This is a genomic window from Kitasatospora sp. SolWspMP-SS2h, from assembly GCF_003259315.1.
GTDB classification, from domain to species: domain Bacteria; phylum Actinomycetota; class Actinomycetes; order Streptomycetales; family Streptomycetaceae; genus Kitasatospora; species Kitasatospora fiedleri.
The window spans coordinates 132,024-149,820 of the sequence record NZ_QLLT01000008.1; the positions used below are offsets into that span (position 1 = coordinate 132,024).

General features: G+C 73.6%; 8 protein-coding genes. 3 read left to right on the plus strand and 5 right to left on the minus strand.

The features are described 5' to 3' along the window. Positions 1-24: 24 nt before the first annotated feature. Entirely contained in the window at positions 25-3,540 is a 3,516-nt protein-coding gene (locus tag K353_RS11915) for a ricin-type beta-trefoil lectin domain protein (RefSeq protein WP_111553548.1), read from the plus strand. A gap of 171 nt (positions 3,541-3,711) precedes the next feature. Continuing rightward, the gene (locus K353_RS11920) at positions 3,712-6,546 is read left to right on the plus strand and encodes a GH92 family glycosyl hydrolase (RefSeq protein ID WP_111553549.1); all 2,835 of its coding nucleotides are present in this window, start codon (positions 3,712-3,714) and stop codon (positions 6,544-6,546) included. A 63-nt stretch (positions 6,547-6,609) separates the two neighbouring features. Here the strand turns inward: K353_RS11920 and K353_RS11925 are convergent, their stop codons facing one another. The 5 genes from K353_RS11925 to K353_RS11945 all read right to left on the minus strand — a co-directional run bounded on the left by K353_RS11925 (position 6,610) and on the right by K353_RS11945 (position 15,913). Further along, positions 6,610-9,831: a glycoside hydrolase family 3 C-terminal domain-containing protein gene (locus K353_RS11925; RefSeq protein ID WP_111553550.1), complete on the minus strand. Its 3,222-nt coding sequence runs from the start codon at positions 9,829-9,831 to the stop codon at positions 6,610-6,612. A 398-nt stretch (positions 9,832-10,229) separates the two neighbouring features. Then, positions 10,230-12,911: a pyruvate dehydrogenase (acetyl-transferring), homodimeric type gene (aceE, locus tag K353_RS11930; protein ID WP_111553551.1), complete on the minus strand. Its 2,682-nt coding sequence runs from the start codon at positions 12,909-12,911 to the stop codon at positions 10,230-10,232. 220 nt (positions 12,912-13,131) lie between these two features. After that, positions 13,132-13,776 (minus strand): GntR family transcriptional regulator, encoded by a 645-nt coding sequence (locus K353_RS11935; protein ID WP_111553552.1) that lies wholly within the window; start codon positions 13,774-13,776, stop codon positions 13,132-13,134. Between the two features lie 294 nt (positions 13,777-14,070). After that, positions 14,071-14,424, minus strand: coding sequence for a hypothetical protein (locus K353_RS11940; protein ID WP_111553553.1), 354 nt, complete (start codon positions 14,422-14,424; stop codon positions 14,071-14,073). 142 nt (positions 14,425-14,566) lie between these two features. After that, positions 14,567-15,913 (minus strand): acyltransferase, encoded by a 1,347-nt coding sequence (locus tag K353_RS11945; RefSeq protein ID WP_158585393.1) that lies wholly within the window; start codon positions 15,911-15,913, stop codon positions 14,567-14,569. A gap of 316 nt (positions 15,914-16,229) precedes the next feature. Here K353_RS11945 and K353_RS11950 point away from each other — a divergent pair, with 316 nt between their 5' ends. Beyond that, complete coding sequence (locus tag K353_RS11950) at positions 16,230-17,789, plus strand: APC family permease (RefSeq protein ID WP_111553555.1); 1,560 nt, start codon at positions 16,230-16,232, stop codon at positions 17,787-17,789. Positions 17,790-17,797 lie beyond the last annotated feature (8 nt).

Here is a 17,797-nt window from a genome sequence, read left to right on the forward strand (position 1 = left end):
CGTTGTCATCACGGAGGGTTGTCCATGCGGCTCTTTCGGCTCCACCGGTCCGGGCGGGGACCGACCACCGTCGCCGTCCTCGCCCTGCTCGCCGCCCTGGTCGGCTCGGGTGCCGTCGCCGGGCCCGCGGCCGGTGCCACCACGTCCGCGGTCATCGAGGGCGGTGCCCGTTTCCAGGTGCTCACCCCGACCCTGGTGCGGCTGGAGTACGCCGACGACGGCGTGTTCCAGGACGGTACGACGTTCAACGCGGTCGGCCGGGACTTCCCCGCCGCCGCCTACACCACGAACGTGACGTCCGACGGGTACCGCGAGATCAGGACCAGCGCGCTGACACTGCGTTACAAGCAGGGCAGCGGGCCGTTCACCGCCGCCAACCTGTCCGTCACGCTGGCGGGCACCGGGGCGACCGCCAAGCCGGCCTTCCCCTCGTACTGCCCGCTGGGAACCGCCTGTGAGGCGGAGAACGCCCTGTTCACCGGCCGGGCCGCGGCCGCGTACGACCACGCCGGCCACACCGGCTCGGGCTTCGTCGCCGGCTTCGAGCAGGCCGGCGCCGCGCTCGGCCAGGACGTCTCGGGCGTCCCCGCCGCGGGCACCTACCGGCTCCAGGTGCGGTACTCCAACGCCACCGGCGGCACGGGGAGCCTGTCCACCACCGTCAACGGCGCCCCCGGCCCCAGGCTCAGCCTGCCGGCCACCCCCTCGTGGGACGCCTGGTCCACCGCGTCCGCGACGGTCACCCTCGGCGCGGGGACCGACGCGCTGTCCCTGGTGCAGAACGCCGGCGACACCGGCCGGGTCAACCTCGACTCGCTGGCCGTCACCCCGGCCGCCACCACGGCGTACCCGGCGGCGTCGACCGCGCTCACCACCACCGGCTACGGCGCCGGACCGACCAGCACCCTCGGCGGCTGGTACCGCTCGCTGGACAACCCGGCGTCGCTACCGGTGGCCGAGCACCCCGGCATCCTGAACCGCGGCGGCTGGTACCTGCTGGACGACACCCGCACCGCCCTGCTCGGCGCCGACCGCACCGTCACCGACCGGCCCTCGCACGGCAGTCGGCCCTACCAGGACGGCTACTTCTTCGGCTACGGCCAGGACTACAAGCGGGGGCTCGGCGACCTCAACGCGCTGACCGGGGGGACCGCCCTGCTGCCGCAGTCCGCCTACGGCGTGTGGTACTCCCGCTACTACGCCTACTCCGCCGCGGACTACGAGAACGCGCTGCTGCCGAAGTTCCGCAGCACGAACACGCCCGTCGACTGGCTGGTGGTGGACACCGACTGGAAGGCCCCGGGCGGCTGGAACGGCTGGAACTGGAACACCGGACTGTTCCCCGACCCGCAGGGCTTCCTCGACTGGACCAAGCAGCAGGGCCTGTCGGTGGCGATGAACATCCACCCGACGATCGACCGGGCGGACCCGAAGTTCGCCGCCACCGACAGCGCCGCCGGCGGGCTGGCCTCCGACGGCGGGAGCACGTACAAGTTCGACTGGTCCGACCCGAAGCAGCTCGCCGCCTACCTCGCCCTGCACCAGCCGTTCGAGCGGCAGGGCACCCGCACCTGGTGGCTCGACGCCTGCTGCGACTCCTCCGGCGCCTCCGACCCGCACGTCGCCGCCGACAACCTGATCAACCAGGCCTACGCCGACGACGCCACCGCCAAGGGTCTGCGCGGCTTCTCCTTCGCCCGGATCGGCGCCGCCACCCCCGACGGCTACGCCGGCAACCACCCCGTCGGCCCCTGGTCCGAGCGCCGCAACACCCTCCAGTTCACCGGCGACACCCCCGCCACCTGGGACATGCTCGCCTACGAGACCCGCTTCACCGCCGACGAGGCCGCCGCCGGCCTGAGCAACGTCAGCCACGACATCGGCAGCTTCCACGGCGGCCACCTCGCCGACGACCTGTACGCGCGGTGGATGCAGTTCGGGGTGTTCCAGCCGATCGACCGGATGCACTCCGACCACGGCGACCGGCTGCCCTGGAACTACACCGGCGCCGCGGCGGCCAGCGCCGAGGCGTCGCTGCGGCTGCGCGAGGCCCTGGTGCCGTACACCTACACGCTCGCCCAGCAGGCGAACGCCACCGGCGTGCCGATCGTCCGGCCGATGTACCTCGACTACCCGACCCAGGACGCCGCGTACGCCGCCACCGGCGAGTACCTGTACGGGCCCGACGTCCTGGTCGCGCCGATCACCACGCCGAACGACGCGAACGGCAACGGCTCGGCCCCGGTGTGGGTGCCGCCGGGCAGTTGGACCGACTACTTCACCGGCCGCACCTACACCGGCCCGGCCACGGTCACCGTCACCGCCCCGCTGTCGCAGCTGCCCGTGCTCGTCAAGGCCGGCGGCATCCTGCCCACCCGGACCGACTACGTCGACCACCAGGGCGCCCCGCTGACCGCCCTCACCGTCAACGTCGCGGCCGGCGCCGACGGCGCCTTCTCGCTCTACTCCGACGCCGGCGAGGGCAACGACCACAAGGCCGGCAAGTCCACCTCCGCACCGCTGTCCTGGAACGACGCCGCCCGCACCCTGACCGTCGGCGCGCAGAGCGGCGGCTACGCCGGCGCCCCGACCTCCCGCGCCTACACGCTGCGGCTGTCGAACTCCGCGGCCCCCACCGCCGTCCTGGTCGACGGCGTCCAGGTGCCGGAGACCGCCTGGTCGTGGAACGTCAACCGGCGCACCGTGACCGTCACCACCGACCCGCTGCCGCTCGGCGCGGCGCACACCGTCACGCTGAACGGCAGCGCGAACGCCAACCCGACCGCCGGCGAGGTCCTCGGGGCCGGCGGGCAGTGCCTGGACGTCAAGGGCGGCGGCTCCGCCGACGGCACGGGCCTGCAGCTGTGGGGCTGCAACCACACCGCGGCCCAGACCTTCGCGCACCCGGCCGACGGCACCCTGCGCGTCCTGGGCAGGTGCGTCACCGCCGCCGGCGGCGCCACCGGGAACGGCACGCCGGTCAGCCTGGCCGGATGCTCCGGCGGACCCTCCCAGACCTGGACGCACCGCACCGACGGCGCCCTGGTCAACACCGGCTCGGGCCGCTGCCTCGACGTGCCCGACGGAACGACCACGCCCGGCGCCGCGGCACTCCGGCTCTACGACTGCAACGCCTCGGCCGCGCAGGCGTGGAAGCTGCCGCCGGCCCCGCTGACCGGCCCCGGCGGACTGTGCGCCGACATCGCCAACGCCGACCCGGCCACCCCCACCCCCGCCCAGCTCTCCGGCTGCAACGGCACCGACGCCCAGCGCTTCTCCGCCCCCGGGGACCGCACCCTGCACGTCCTGGGCAAGTGCCTGGACGCGGCGGCCGGCGCCACCGCCAACGGCACCCCCGCCCAGCTGTGGGACTGCAACGGCACCGGCGCCCAGACCTGGGTCACCCGCGCCGACGGCACCCTGTTCAATCCGCAGTCCGGCCGGTGCCTGGACGACGCCGGGAACAAGCAGCAGTCCGGCGACGCGCTGCAGATCTGGGACTGCAACGGCACCACCGCCCAACGCTTCACCCTCGGCTGAGGCCAGCTCCTCGCGGGGTGGCGGCTCCGACCGCGGAGCCGCCACCCCGCGGGCCCGCTCACGGCCCGCCCCCGCCCGTCCCCGCTCGGAAGCCGCCGGCGCACCAGCGCCAGGCCATTCGATGACAACGATGTCATCGACGAGTTCCCCACCCCGAAACGGAGAGGCCCCATGACCCGTCCCCCCGTGCACAGACGCCTGCTGTCCGCGCTCTCCACGTTCGGACTGCTCGCCGGCCTGGGGCTGGCGCAGTTCGCCGCCCCACCGACCGCGGCCGCCGCCGTCAGCGACCCCGCCGCCACGGTCAACACCCTGATCGGCTCCAGCAACAGCGGCGAGACGTTCCCCGGCGCCGACACCCCCTTCGGCATGGTGCAGTGGAGCCCGGAGAACACCCGGGGCAACCAGACCCGCACCCCGCAGCCCGGCGGCTACGACTACGACGCCACCCGGATCCGCGGCTTCAGCCTCACCCACCTGTCGGGCACCGGCTGCGCGGGCGGCGCGGGTGACGTGCCCTTCCTGCCGTACGCGGGCGCGGTCACCTCCTCCCCGAGCGCCGACCGCACGGACGCCGCCTACGCCGCGAACTTCTCACACGCCAACGAGACCGGCACCGCCGGCTCCTACCGGGTCGGCCTGGACTCCGGCGTCAACGTCGAACTGTCCGCGACCACCCGCACCGGGGCCGGCCGCTTCACCTACCCGACGGGCAAGCCGCTGTCGCTCCTGGTGCGCACCTCCAACTCCGAGGTCGGCAGCAGCGCGGCGCAGACCACCATCGACACCGCCAACCGGGCGATCAGCGGATCGGTGACCAGCGGCAACTTCTGCGGCTACATCAACACCGTCGACCGGCGCAGCTACTACACGCTGTACTTCTACGCCGCCTTCGACCGGCCGTTCGCCGGCACCGGGACCTGGCAGGACGGCACCCTGTCCGCGGGCAGCACCAGCTCCAGCGGCGGGACGACCTACGGCACCGACGGCTGGCCGGCGGCCGGCAAGGGCTCCGGCGGCTACGTCACGTTCGACCCGGCCCAGGGCCAGTCGGTCGGGGTGCGGGTCGGCGTCTCCTACGTCAGCGCCGCCAACGCCAAGGCCAACCTCGACGCCGAGAACCCGGCCGGCACCGCCTTCGACACCGTCAAGCAGCGCGCCCACGACGCCTGGAACACCGAACTGAACCGGATCTCGATCACCGGCGGCACCACCGCCCAGCAGTCGACGTTCTACACCGCGCTGTACCACTCGCTGCTGCACCCCAACGTGTTCAGCGACACCAACGGCCAGTACGTCGGCATGGACCAGAAGACGCACGCCCTCTCGACCGGGCAGCACGCCCAGTACGCCAACTTCTCCGGCTGGGACGTCTACCGCGACCAGGTCCAACTGGTGACCCTGCTGCGGCCCGACATCGGCGCGGACATCGCCCAGTCGCTCTACAACCAGGCCAACCAGAACAACGGCGTGTGGGACCGCTGGACCCACAACCAGGGCGGCACCCACGTGATGACCGGCGACCCCGGACACGCCGCGGTGGCCAGCATCTACGCCTTCGGCGGCACCTCGTTCGACGCCGCCGGGGCGCTCGCCTCGATGGTGCACGCCGCCACCACCGTCACCGCCGAGGACCGCGGCCGCGACGGCTGGAACGTCATGGTGACCGGCGAGCGGCCCTCCCTGGACCGGTACCTGTCGATCGGGTACGTGCCCTCCGACGGGAACGCCTGGGGCGGGGCGGGCGAGACGCTCGAGGACGTCTCCGCCGACTTCGGCATCTCCCAGCTGGCCCAGCGCCTGAACGACACCGGCGACGGCAGCCGGTTCCTGGCCCGGGCGCAGAACTGGCGGAACGTCTTCAACCCGGCCACCGGCTACATCCAGCAGCGCGACTCCGCCGGGGCCTGGCAGTCCTTCGACCCGGCCAGTGACGACGGCTTCGCCGAGGGCAGCGCCGCCCAGTACACCTGGATGGTCCCCTTCAACGTCAAGGGCCTGTTCACCGCGATGGGCGGCGCGGCGACGGCCGCGGGCCGACTGGACCGGTTCTTCCACAACCCCGACAACAGCTGGGCGCTGTCCGGCTCCGACGGCACCCACTCCGACGTCAGCAACGAGCCCTCGATCGGCACCCCCTGGCTGTACGACTTCGCCGGGCAGCCCTACAAGACGCAGCAGACCGTCCGCCAGGCCGTCAACACGCTGTGGTCCGCCGGCCCGGGCGGGATTCCCGGCCAGGATGACCTCGGGGCGATGTCCTCCTGGTACGTCTTCGCGGCCGCGGGCATCTACCCCCTCGCGCCGGGCCGGGCCGAACTCCTGCTCGCCAGCCCGCTGTTCAGCCAGGTCGTGGTGCACCGCGGCAACGGCGCGACCCTCACCCTGAACGCCACCGGCGCCGGCACCAACGCCCCCTACGTCCAGAGCCTGCGGGTCAACGGCACGACCTCGACCCGCCCCTGGCTGCCGGAGTCGCTGGTCACCGACGGCGGCACCGTCGACCTCACCTTGAGCGGCACCGCCAACACCTCCTGGGGCACCGCCGCCGCCGACGCCCCGCCGTCCTTCGACGCCGGCCCGACCTCCGCCGACCTGGCCCTGAACAGGCCCGCCACCGCCGACTCCTCCTGCAACACCGACGAGGGCCCGGCCAAGGCGGTCAACGGCAGCGTCTCGGGCGGCAGCGGCGACAAGTGGTGCTCGCTCGGCGGCACCAAGTGGTGGCGGGTGGACCTGGGCGGCCCGACCCAGGTCCGCACCGTCACCGTCCGGCACGCGGGCGCGGGCGGGGAGAGCACCGCCTGGAACACCCGCGACTACGACATCCAGGCGTCCGACGACGGCACCGCCTGGACCACCCTGGTCCAGGCCCGGGGCAACACCGCCGACGTCACCACCCACGCGGTGAACGCCACGGCCCGCTACCTGAAGCTCAACGTCCTGACCCCCGAGCAGGGTGGCGGCGGCGCCGCCCGCATCTACGAGTTCGAGGTGTACGGCTGATCCCGCGGCCGTGACCCGGGCCGCCGCGCGGAGCAGTGTCCGCGCGGCGGCCCGGGCCGTCGGTCAGGGCAGGGTCCACTTCTGGGCGGCCGAGCCGTTGCAGGCGTAGATCTGCAGCTGCGTCCCGGGCGTGGTGGTCCCGGCCGGGACGTCCAGGCAGCGCCCGGAGCCGGGGTTCAGCAGAGAGCCGTCGGTCCGGGGCTGCCAGACCTGGGCCCCGGTGCCGTTGCAGGTCCACAGCTGCACGGGCGTCCTGTCCGCGGTCCCGGCGCTCGCGACGTCCAGGCACCTGCCGAGCGCCTGGAGGGTTCCGCCGGACGCCACCGTCCACTGCTGCGCCGCGGTGCCGTTGCAGCCGTAGACCGTGACCGGGTTGCCGTCCGCGGTGTCCGCCGCCCGGTCGTCCAGGCAGAGCGAGGACGACACGCCCGCGACGACCGGGCCGGTCCTGGTCGGTCCGCCGGCGGCGGTGGTGGTCCAGACGAAGGTGGTGCTCCCCTTCGCGCCGGTGCCGTCGGTGGCGGTGACGGTGACAGTGCTGGTGCCGGCCGAGGTGGCGGTGCCGGAGACCACCCCGGTGGAGGCGTCGACCGACAGCCCCGCGGGCAGCCCGGTGGCCGCGTACGCCAGGCTCTGGCCGGCGGCGCTGTCCGAGGCGTGCACGGTCAGGGCGGCCGGCACGCCGACCGGGCTGCTCATGCCCGCCGGGCCGTCGACGGTGACCGTGTTGCCGGTGGCCGTGGAGGTCACGTTCAGGCTGCCGGTGAGCTGCGGGCCGTCCGAGGTGTCGCCGACCAGGACGCCGTACGTGCCGGTGTCGGCGGTCCACCGGCCGGCGGCCGTGCTCCAGTACGACAGGTCGCGCAGGCCGAGCGGGAAGCTGACCTGCTTGCTGGCCCCGGGCTGGAGGTCGACGCGCACGAAACCCTTGAGCTGCCTGGACGGCTCGCCGGCCGACGCGGGTGCCTTGACGTAGAGCTGCGCGACGTCCGCCCCGGCGCGGGTGCCGGTGTTGGTGACCGTCGCGGTGACCGTGGAGTCGCCGTGGGCGTCGGGACCGGACACGCTCAGGCCGCTGAAGCCGAACGTGGTGTACGACAGGCCGTAGCCGAACGGGAAGAGCGGGGCGATGCCCTTGCTCTGGTACCAGCGGTAGCCCATGGCGAGGCCCTCGGAGTAGTGCACCTCGTTGTTCTGCCCCGGCCACTGGGCGGCGGTGCCGGCCGGCACGTCGGTCAGGTTCGCGGGGAAGCTGACCGGGAGCTTGCCGGACGGGTTGGCGTCCCCGAACAGCAGCCCGGCGATCGCGGTGCCCTCGCTCTGGCCCGCGTACCAGCCCTCCAGCACCGCGGACACGCTGCCGAGCCAGGGCATGGTCACGGCGGAGCCGGTGTTGAGCACGACGATCGTGCGCGGGTTGACCGCGGCGACGTCGGCGATCAACTGGTTCTGGTCGCCGGGGAGTTCGATGTCCGGCAGGTCCGATCCCTCCGCCTCGTCGGTCTTGGCGAAGACCACCGCGGTGGTGGAGTTCCGGGCCAGCGCGACGGCCGCGGCGAGGTCGCTGTCCGTGTAGTTCGCCGGGGTCCACGCCAGGCTGAGCCGGCTCCCGCCGCTCCGGTCGTAGTAGTCGACCTCGATCGGGACGCTCTGGCCGGCGGTCAGGGTGACGCTGGCGGACCGGGTGGCGGGGGCCTGGTCGGCCCACTGGTCGATCAGCTTCCGGCCGTTCAGGATGAGCCGGCTGCCGTCGTCGCTGGTGGTGGCGAAGGTGTAGACGCCGGTCGCCGGGGCCTTCAGGGTCCCGGTCCACCGGGCCGACCAGTTGGTGGCGTTGACGCCGGCGCCCGGTGACCCGCCGTTCCAGTCGGCTTCCAGGGTGGTGCTGTTGGCGGTGCGCACCGGGGTCCCGCTCAGGTCGGTGTTGTTGTAGAACTGTCCGGTCAGCCCGGTGCCGCCGCCCGCACTCGGCGTCAGCACGCCGGTCGGCACGACGGCCAGCGTCGATCCGGTCCTCGACCCCTGCGCGTACTGCACGGTGACCCCGGACCCGGCGCGCGAGGCGATGCCCTGCTGCGGGCTGACCACCGAGGAGGCGTTGACCGAGGCGCTGCCGCCGCCGGAGTTCTGCCAGTTGCCGAGCACCGCGATCGACGAGCCGCCGCCCGTGCCGAGCGGCAGGACGCCGCCGGCGTTCTTCAGCAGCACCGTGCCCTCCTGGGCGATCCGCGCCCCGGTCGCGACGTGGCCCGGGGTGCTCACCGCGGCCCCGGTCGAACCGGTGGGCGTCCGGTCGAACAGGCCGAAGGCGAACATCTCGGTGAAGATCCGGCCGACCATGGTGTTCAGGGTGGCCTGGCTCACCGATCCGTCGGCCAGCGCCGCGGCCAGCGCGGACCCGTAGTGGTCGGCGCCGGGCATCTCCATGTCCATCCCGGCGTCGGCCGACTCCGCCGTGGCGTGCGTCGCCCACCAGTCGGAGGTCACGAAGCCCTTGAAGCCGAACTGGTCGCGCAGGACGGTGGACAGCAGGTGCGCGTTCTGGCACGCGTAGGCGTCGTTGATCCGGCTGTAGGAGCACATCGCCGAGGACGCCGCCCCCTGCTGGGTGGCGGTCTGGAAGGCCGGCAGGTACAGCTCCTGCAGGGTCCGCTCGTCGACGATCGCGTTGTCGCTGTCGGTGTTGCGGTGGGTCTCCTGGTTGTACACCGCGATGTGCTTGACCTGGGCCATCACCCCCTGGCCCTGGACGCCCCGGATCTCGGCCGCGCCCAACTTCCCCGCCAGGTAGGGGTCCTCGCCCATCGTCTCGAAGGCCCGGCCGAAGCGCGGGTCGCGCACCAGGTTCACCGTGGGGCCCAGGTCGACCTCGGACCCCTTGCCGGCCTGCTCGGCGCCGACCACCGCGCCGTAGTCCTGCTCGGCGGCGGTGTCCCAGGTGGCGGCCGCGCTGACCGCGGCCGGCAGTTGCGTCACGCCGCCCAGGCCCTCGCCGACCCCGGAGGGGCCGTCCTCCAGGTCCAGTTCCGAGACGCACAGGGACGGGATCGCCGGGACCACCCCGGCGTAGGCACTGCTACCGGTCCCGGCGACCACGGACAGCTTCTGGGCCTGTGACATCGCGCCGACCAGCTGCGCGACCCGGTCGGCCACCGGGACGGTCGAGCCGACCCAGGGGCAGGCGCCGCCGACCGCCGCGGGGGGAGCGGCCGCCGCCGGTGCGACGCTCCCGGCTGCGGCCAGCACACCTCCGACCACCGCGCTCAACACTCTCGTCCGCTTCATCGCTTCTCTCCGTTCGGTCGTGCGGCCCACCCGGGATGACAACGTTGTCCGAGTGGGCGGGAGCGCCGCCAGGGTCCGACGAGCAGGGGGGTGGCGTCCGCGGTGGAGGCAGGTGCGGCAGCCGGCGGGGCGAACGGGCAGGTCGCGAGCGGGACGCGTGACCGCTCCGTCGACGCGGCTCCGGGCACGGGTGCCCCGGCTGCCGCCGGACTGCCGGGGGCTTGGACGCGCTCAGCAAAAGGCAGTTGGACGGAACCTGTCAACACCGGTGACCGAGGTGGCGGAAAACGTCCGCCGGACACCGCCGACCGGCCCCCGGGCCCGGCGCCCGCCACCCGACCCCCACCGCTCCGGGGCCGCGGACCGGGGGTGCCGCGAGGCGTGCGCGGGGCAGGTGTTCAGCGGCCGTACCTGCGGCGGGCCTCGGTGACGGTCCCGGCCTTGACGTCGCCGCGCCGGGCGAGGGCGGCCAGGGCGGCGACCACGACCGATTCGGGGTCGACGCCGAAGTGGCGGCGGACGTCCTCGCGGGTGCCGGAGAGGCCGAAGCCGTCGGTGCCGATGGAGTTCCAGTCCTGCGGGACCCACTGGGCGATCTGGTCGGGCACCGCGCGCATCCAGTCGCTGACCGCCAGCACCGGCCCGGGGGCGCCCGCGAGGGCGCGGGTGACGTACGGGGTGCGCTCCTCGCCGCGCAGCAGTGCGTCGTCGCAGGCCAGCGCGTCGCGCCGGAGCTCGTTCCAGGAGGTGGCGGACCAGACGTCGGCGGCCACGCCCCAGTCGTCGGCGAGCAGGCGCCGGGCGTCCAGGGCCCAGTGCACGGCGGTGCCGGAGGCCAGCAGTTGCAGGCGGGGCGGGGCGTCGTGCCCGGGGAGGGGCCCGGCCTCCCGGTAGCGGTACAGGCCCTTGACGATTCCCTCCTCGACGCCGGGACGCTGCGGCATCGGCGGCTGCGCCTTGGTCTCGTTGTAGACCGTCAGGTAGTAGAAGACGTCCTCGGGGTTCGGCCCGTACATCCGGCGCAGGCCGTCGCGGACGATCACGGCCAGCTCGTAGGCGAAGGCCGGGTCGTAGGAGCGGGCGGCGGGGTTGGTCGAGGCGATCAGGTGGGAGTGCCCGTCGGCGTGCTGCAGGCCCTCGCCGGTCATGGTGGTGCGGCCGGCGGTGGCGCCGATCAGGAAGCCGCGGCCGAGCTGGTCGGCGAGGGCCCACATCTGGTCAGCGGTGCGCTGCCAGCCGAACATCGAGTAGAAGATGTAGAAGGGGATCATCGGCTCGCCGTGCGTGGCGTAGGCGGTGGCGGCGGCGGTGAAGGCGGCCATCGAACCGGCCTCGGTGATGCCCTCGTTGAGGATCTGGCCGTCGCGGGCCTCGGTGTAGGCGAGCAGTTGGCCGCGGTCGACGGGCTCGTAGGTCTGGCCGAGCGGCGAGTAGATCCCGTGCTTGGGGAAGAGCGACTCCATGCCGAAGGTGCGGGCCTCGTCGGGGACGACCGGCACCCAGCGGGCGCCGGTGGCCGGGTCGCGCATCAGGTCCTTGACCAGGCGGACGAAGGCCATGGTGGTGGCGATCTCCTGGCTGCCGGAGCCCTTGGCGAGCGCGTCGAAGGGCGCGGCGGGCGGCTCGGGCAGGGCCGGGACGGGGTGCAGGCGGCGGGCGGGCGCGGGACCGCCGAGGGCGGCGCGGCGCTCGTGCAGGTAGCGGACCTCGGGCGAGTCGGCGCCGGGGTGGCCGTAGGGGACCGGGCCGTCGTCCAGGGCGCGGTCGGGGATCGGCAGCTCCAGCAGGTCGCGCATGGCGCGGAACTCGGCGGTGGAGAGCTTCTTCATCTGGTGGTTGGCGTTGCGCGAGGCGAAGCCGTCGCCCAGGGTGTGGCCCTTGACGGTCTGGGCGAGGACCACGGTCGGGGCGCCGCGGTGCGCCAGGGCCGCGCGGTAGGCGGCGTGTACCTTGCGGGGCTCGTGGCCGGCCCGGGAGGAGTGGAAGCAGTCGAGGATCGTCGCGTCGTCCAACCGGTCCGCGATGCGGGCCAGTTCGGGGTCGGCACCGAAGAAGTGGGCCCGGATGTAGGCGGCGTCGCGGACGGCGTAGGTCTGCACCTGGGCGTCGGGGACCTCGCGCAGGCGCTGGAGGAGGGCGCCGGTGGTGTCGAGGGCGAACAGGGCGTCCCAGGAGCGGCCCCACAGCGCCTTCACCACGTTCCAGCCGGCGGCGCGGAACTGCGCCTCCAGCTCCTGCACGATCTTGAAGTTGGCCCGGACCGGGCCGTCGAGGCGCTGCAGGTTGCAGTTGACGACGAAGGTCAGGTTGTCCAGGCCGTCCCGGCCGGCCAGGGCGAGGGCCGCGGTGGACTCGGGTTCGTCCATCTCGCCGTCGCCGAGGAAGGCCCACACGTGGGAGGCGGAGGTGTCCTTGATGCCGCGGTGGTGCAGGTAGCGGTTGAAGCGGGCCTGGTGGATGGCGGAGAGCGGGCCGAGGCCCATCGAGACGGTCGGGAACTCCCACAGCCAGGGCAGGCGGCGCGGGTGCGGGTACGAGGGCAGGCCGCCGGGTCCGGTCTCCTGGCGGAACCGGTCGAGGTCGGACTCGGTGAGCCGCCCGTCGAGGAACGCCCGCGCGTAGATGCCGGGCGAGGCGTGGCCCTGGACGTAGAGCTGGTCGCCGGAGCCGTCGGCCTTGCCTCGGAAGAAGTACTGGAAGCCGGTCTCGTAGAGCCAGGCGGCGGAGGCGTAGGTGGCGAGGTGGCCGCCGAGGCCGTGGCGGCTGCCCCGGGTGACCATGGCGGCCGCGTTCCAGCGGTTCCAGGCGGTGATGCGCGCGTCGAGCGCCTCGTCACCGGGCAGGGCGGGCTCGGCGGCGGTGGGGATGGTGTTGAGGTGGTCGGTCTCCAGCGGGCGCGGCGCGGGCAGGCCGGTGCGCTCGGCGTGCTCCAGGGTGCGGCGCAGCAGGTAGCCGGCGCGGCGCGGGCCGGCCGCGGCGGCCACGGCGTCGAGCGAGGCGGCCCACTCGGCGGTCTCCTCGGCGTCCCGGTCGGGCAACTGGTCCAGGGCGCTGGGGGCGGGGGTGGGGAGGTCGGACATGGCGGTTGCCTCTCGGGCGGGCTGTGCGGGCGGGTGCCCGGTCGGAGAAGCTCCATCGGCCCCGGTCGACGGCGGGAGCCTGCTTCCATCGGTGCGGCCGACGGGGAGCGAGGCGTTCCGGGGGAGCTTGCCGCCACTCTAGCTCTGATCGATGATCGATCAAATGGTGGCGACGAAGTCGGCACGCAGTGCCACTCCGACACCGCCCCGGCCGCGTCGATCAGGCACGGGGTGCACAGTCGAGCACGTGCTCCCTGACCAGTTCGCCCACCCGCGGATCGCGCTGCCGGAGCGCCTCCAGGACCGCCTCGTGCTCCTCGGCGTACGAGGGCTGGCGGGCGCCCAACCAGCGGATCGACAGCGCCGCCCACACCTCGATCCCCAGTGACTCCCAGGTGTGCAGCAGCACGCTGTTGCCCGAAGCCCGCACCAGTTCGCGGTGGAAGGCCACGGTGTGGCGCACCTGCGCCCGGATGTCGAGGCTGCGGTCGGCCGTGCGGAGCGCCGCCGTCTCGGACTCCAGAGCCGCCATCAGGGCGGCGCCCGCCGCGGGGTCCGCTGCCGCACGCCGGGCGGCCGTTTCGGCGGCCAACTGCTCCAGCCCCGCGCGCACCGGGTAGATCTCCTCCAGGTCCGCGGCGGTGAGTACCCGCACCCTGACGCCCTTGTTGGGGGAGGACTCGATCAGCCGCAGCATCTCCAACTCGCGCAGTGCCTCGCGCACCGGGGCCTGGCTGACCTCGAGCTCCGCGGCGATGCCGCGCTCCACGATCCGCTCGCCCGGCTTCCAGCGGCCACTGACGATGCCCTCGACGATGTGCCCGCGGATCTGCTCCCGCAGGGAGAGGACGACCGGAAGGGACATGTGCACTCCTGCTGCTCGCCTCGGCCGCCGCCACGCGGCGCCCGCCCGGGACGCGGACGGACTGCCACACGATACGGGCCCGCCCGGCCTCGCGCGTACTGCCCCGGGCCGCCCCGACCGGCCCGTACCCGCCCTCCTGCCCACACCGCCGGCCGGGCCGCGGCCCCGGGCCCGTCCTCTCCGATGGTAGGGCGGGGGTCCCCGGTACGCTCCCCCCGACCGCGGAGACGCGCGGGAGGGCGGGAGTGCGACGCCGGCGGGGTCACCGCTGAGGACGAGCGACTGCGCAGGCGGTTACCGGAACTCGTGCACCAGCTGGATGGCGCCGACGAGGTGGGTGTTGAACTCGTCCAGTTCCTCGGCGGGGACCCAGAGTTCGAGGATGGTCCGGCCGCCCGCCTGCCGGACGGGGTAGCGGCGCAGGAACTCCGACTCGACCTCGAAGCGGGTCACGAACCCGGCGCCGTCGTGCTTGACGTTCCAGTCCCGCGCGATCCGGATCGCGTAGTCCTCGTTGAGGACCGGGTAGAAGATCGGCTGCTCGGGCAGGCGGGGCGGCCAGGCGCGCCAGTTCAGCTCGCGGACCAGCTCCAGTTCCCCGGGGCCGGTGGGTCGCCACAGGGTCGTCGTCGGACGCTCGCTGGTCATGGGGGCTGCTCTCCGCGCTCGGCCGGGCCGCCGGTGCGGCTCGGGGGAGAGCGGACGCTACCGGTGCCACGGGCCCTCCGGCCACCGGGTTTCGGGCCGGGGCGGGTCCACCGGGTGGAGGGCGGCGGGCGGCGGGCGCGGGTCAGAGGAGTCGGCGCGGGGCGACGGCCGGGGCGGGGTCGTCGGGGTGGCGGTGCGGGTGGAGGAGGGCGGTGGCGGTGCGGAGCCTGGCGGCGGTGCGGGTGGGGAGGACGAGGGTGTAGAGGTGGCCTTCGCCACGGGGGCCCTCGACGAGCCAGGAGGTCCACGGGAGTTGGAGGGTCGCGGCGGGGCTGAAGGCGATCGGGCGGTGGCCGGCCAGGGGGAGGTCCTGGAGGCCGAGGCGGCACCAGCTGGAGATGGTGAGGGTGCGGCGGGCGGGGTCGAAGCCGGCCGGGACGCAGTCGGTGACGCGGTCGCGGCCGATCGTGTCGAGGAAGCGCAGGTTGCTCCGGACGCTGAGGTGCTTCTCGGTGAACTCCTCGACGGCGGTGCGCAGTTCGGCGGCGTACCGGGCGGGCTCGGTGCCGGGGCGGTAGGGCAGCCGGATCTCGCCGAGCAGGTTGCCGAGGGTGCCGTCGGGCAGGCCGAGGACGCGGCGGAGGTTGACCGGCATGGTGAGCGTCTGCTCCTCGTCGCCCGCGCCGTCGAGTTCGCGCAGGACGTGCAGCAGGTGGGCGCAGAGCGCGTCGTTGGCGGAGAGGCGGCGGCCGGCCCCGGTGCTGTACGCGGTGCGCAGGCGGTCGGTCTCGGCGGGGGAGAACCAGACCTGGACGGTGCGGTTGGCGAGCGAGGCGCCGGCGACGGCGCGGCGCAGTTCGGCGGCCTCGGCGGGATCGGGCAGCCGCAGCGCGGGGGTGCCGCAGTCCTCGGCGGGGAGGTGGGCGTCGAGTTGGAGGTCCCGGTCGGCGGCGCGGAGGACCTCGGGGAGGGCGGTGCCCTCGGTGCACGCGGACCAGGTGCGCATCAGCAGGGCGAAGGTCTGCATGTCGCCGACGGCGTGGTGCCAGGAGACGCCGAGGGCGGCGGCGCCGTCGGCGAGCCGGTTGAGGCGGACGGTGAGCAGCGGCAGCGGTTCGCGGCGGGCCCGGCCGGCCCGGACGTGGTCGACCAGGCCGTTGGCGGGCAGGGCCATCCGGTCGAGGGCCTCGGTGAGGGTGTAGGGGGCGTCGGCGACGGTGAAGGGGACGCCGGAGTCGTCGGGGTCGATCCAGAGGCCGCCGCCGCCGTCGGTGCGCAGCCGGCCGGCGAACTCGGGGAGGTGGCCGAGGGCGCGGGCGAGGCCGTCGGCGAGGGCGTCGGGGTCGAGCGGTCGGTCGTGGAAGAAGACCACGGAGACGGGCAGGTCGGCGAGGAGCAAGTCGCCGACGGAGCAGCGGACGGGCCCGGGGCCGGGGCCGCCGGCCCGGACGGTGCGGATCTCGGTGTCGGACGTCAGCGTGCCGGTCATGCCGGTCCCCTCCCTGGAGTGACGGGGGAACGATAGGGGCCCGCGGGCGGCGGAAACCAGAGGTGCCCGAACGGTCGGTTCCGCTTCGCACGGGTATGTGGCGTTTCTCATACTCGTGACCGAAAAGGCGGAAAAGGGGTGGGGTGCGGTTTTCGTCCCCGGTCGAGCACTGGCTCGGAGGGGCGAAACGAAGGCGATCTGCGGATAAAGATCATGTAATCAACGGAAGCAGACCCTATCATCGCGATGAAACCAAGGCGATCCCCTGGCTTCCGCCTCGGCCCGCTGCGGAAACAGTGGGGGTTACGGTTCCGGCATGGTTCAGCTCCACAACCGCCCGAGCCCTGGCGCCGACGCCGCCGCCAGTGCCCCCGGGGGCGTCCGCTCCAAGGGCCTCGACAGCAACTCGGTGGGCCTGCTCGGCAACGCGGTGATCGGCGTGTCCACCGTAGCCCCGGTGTACTGCCTGACCACCACCCTGGGCACCACCGTGGCCGCCGTCGGCCTCCAGATGCCGGCCCTCTTCCTGGCCGGCTTCCTGCCGATGATGCTGGTGGCCTTCGCCTACCGGGAGCTGAACAAGGCGATCCCGGACAGCGGCACCTCGTTCACCTGGACGGTCAAGGCGTTCGGCCCCAAGGTCGGCTGGATGTGCGGCTGGGGCCTGGTGATCGCCACCATCATCGTGCTGTCCAACCTGGCGGGCGTCGCCACCGAGTACCTGTACCTGCTGCTGGGCGAGATCACCCGCAGCGACTCGGTGGCCGCGCTCAACGACGACAAGCTGATCCACGTGGCCACCTGCCTGGCCCTGATCGCGGTCGCCACCCTGATCAGCTACCGCGGCATGACCGCCACCAAGGGCGTCCAGTACGCCCTGGTGGGACTGCAGTTGGCGGTGCTCGGACTGTTCGGGGTGATGGCGATCGCCAAGGCCACCGGCCACGGCGCGGCCGGCTCGCTGGACTTCTCCTGGAGCTGGCTCGACCCGTTCCAGGCCGGCTCGTTCACCTCCTTCGTGGCGGGCCTGTCGCTCTCGCTCTTCATGTACTGGGGCTGGGACGCCTGCCTGAGCGCCAACGAGGAGACCGGCGGCAGCGAGAAGACCCCCGGCCGGGCCGCGATGCTCGCCATGGCGGTGCTGGTCGGCTCCTACCTGTTCACCGCCGTCGCGGTGCAGATGTACGCGGGCACCGGCACCACCGGCACCGGCCTGGGCAACCCGGAGACCTCCTCCAACGTGCTCGCCGTGCTGGCCGGCCCGGTGATGGGCACCGGCCTGGGCGTGCTGCTGTTCGTCGCGGTGCTGGCCTCCGCCTCCGCGAGCCTGCAGACCACCTTCATCCCGGTCAGCCGCACCGTGCTGGCGATGAGCGTGTACGAGGCGCTGCCCGCCTCCTTCACCACCGTCAACGAGCGCTACAAGACCCCCGGCCGGGCGATCGTCACCGCGGGCGTCGGCACCGGCGTGTTCTACACCGTGATGACCCTGGTCAGCTCGCACGTGCTGGCCGACACCATCGCCGCGCTGACCCTGATGATCTGCTTCTACTACTCGCTGACCGCGTTCGCCTGCGCCTGGTACTTCCGCCGCGACCTGCGGGCCTCGGTCCGCGACGCGCTGCTCAAGTGCGTCCTCCCGCTGATCGGCGGGCTCACCCTGGCCGCGATCTTCGCCAAGTCGCTGGTCGACATGGCCGACCCCTCGTACGGCAGCGGCAGTTCGGTGTTCGGCGTCGGCTCGGTCTTCGTGGTCGGGGCCGGGCTGCTGGCCCTCGGGCTGGTGGTGATGGCCGTCATGATGCGCCGCAGCCCGGCGTTCTTCCGCGGCGAGGTGCTCACCCGGGACACCCCCGCCCTGGTCATCCCCGACTGAGCCGGGGA

What these genes read in the sequence shown, in the direction of transcription:
- K353_RS11935 (WP_111553552.1), bottom strand. Translation starts at nt 13,776, where the DNA reads ATGTCCCTTCCGGTCGTCCTCTCCCTGCGGGAGCAGATCCGCGGGCAC.
- K353_RS11915 (WP_111553548.1), top strand. Translation starts at nt 25, where the DNA reads ATGCGGCTCTTTCGGCTCCACCGGTCCGGGCGGGGACCGACCACCGTC.
- K353_RS11945 (WP_158585393.1), bottom strand. Translation starts at nt 15,913, where the DNA reads ATGACCGGCACGCTGACGTCCGACACCGAGATCCGCACCGTCCGGGCC.
- K353_RS11925 (WP_111553550.1), bottom strand. Translation starts at nt 9,831, where the DNA reads ATGAAGCGGACGAGAGTGTTGAGCGCGGTGGTCGGAGGTGTGCTGGCC.
- aceE (WP_111553551.1), bottom strand. Translation starts at nt 12,911, where the DNA reads ATGTCCGACCTCCCCACCCCCGCCCCCAGCGCCCTGGACCAGTTGCCC.
- K353_RS11950 (WP_111553555.1), top strand. Translation starts at nt 16,230, where the DNA reads ATGGTTCAGCTCCACAACCGCCCGAGCCCTGGCGCCGACGCCGCCGCC.
- K353_RS11940 (WP_111553553.1), bottom strand. Translation starts at nt 14,424, where the DNA reads ATGACCAGCGAGCGTCCGACGACGACCCTGTGGCGACCCACCGGCCCC.
- K353_RS11920 (WP_111553549.1), top strand. Translation starts at nt 3,712, where the DNA reads ATGACCCGTCCCCCCGTGCACAGACGCCTGCTGTCCGCGCTCTCCACG.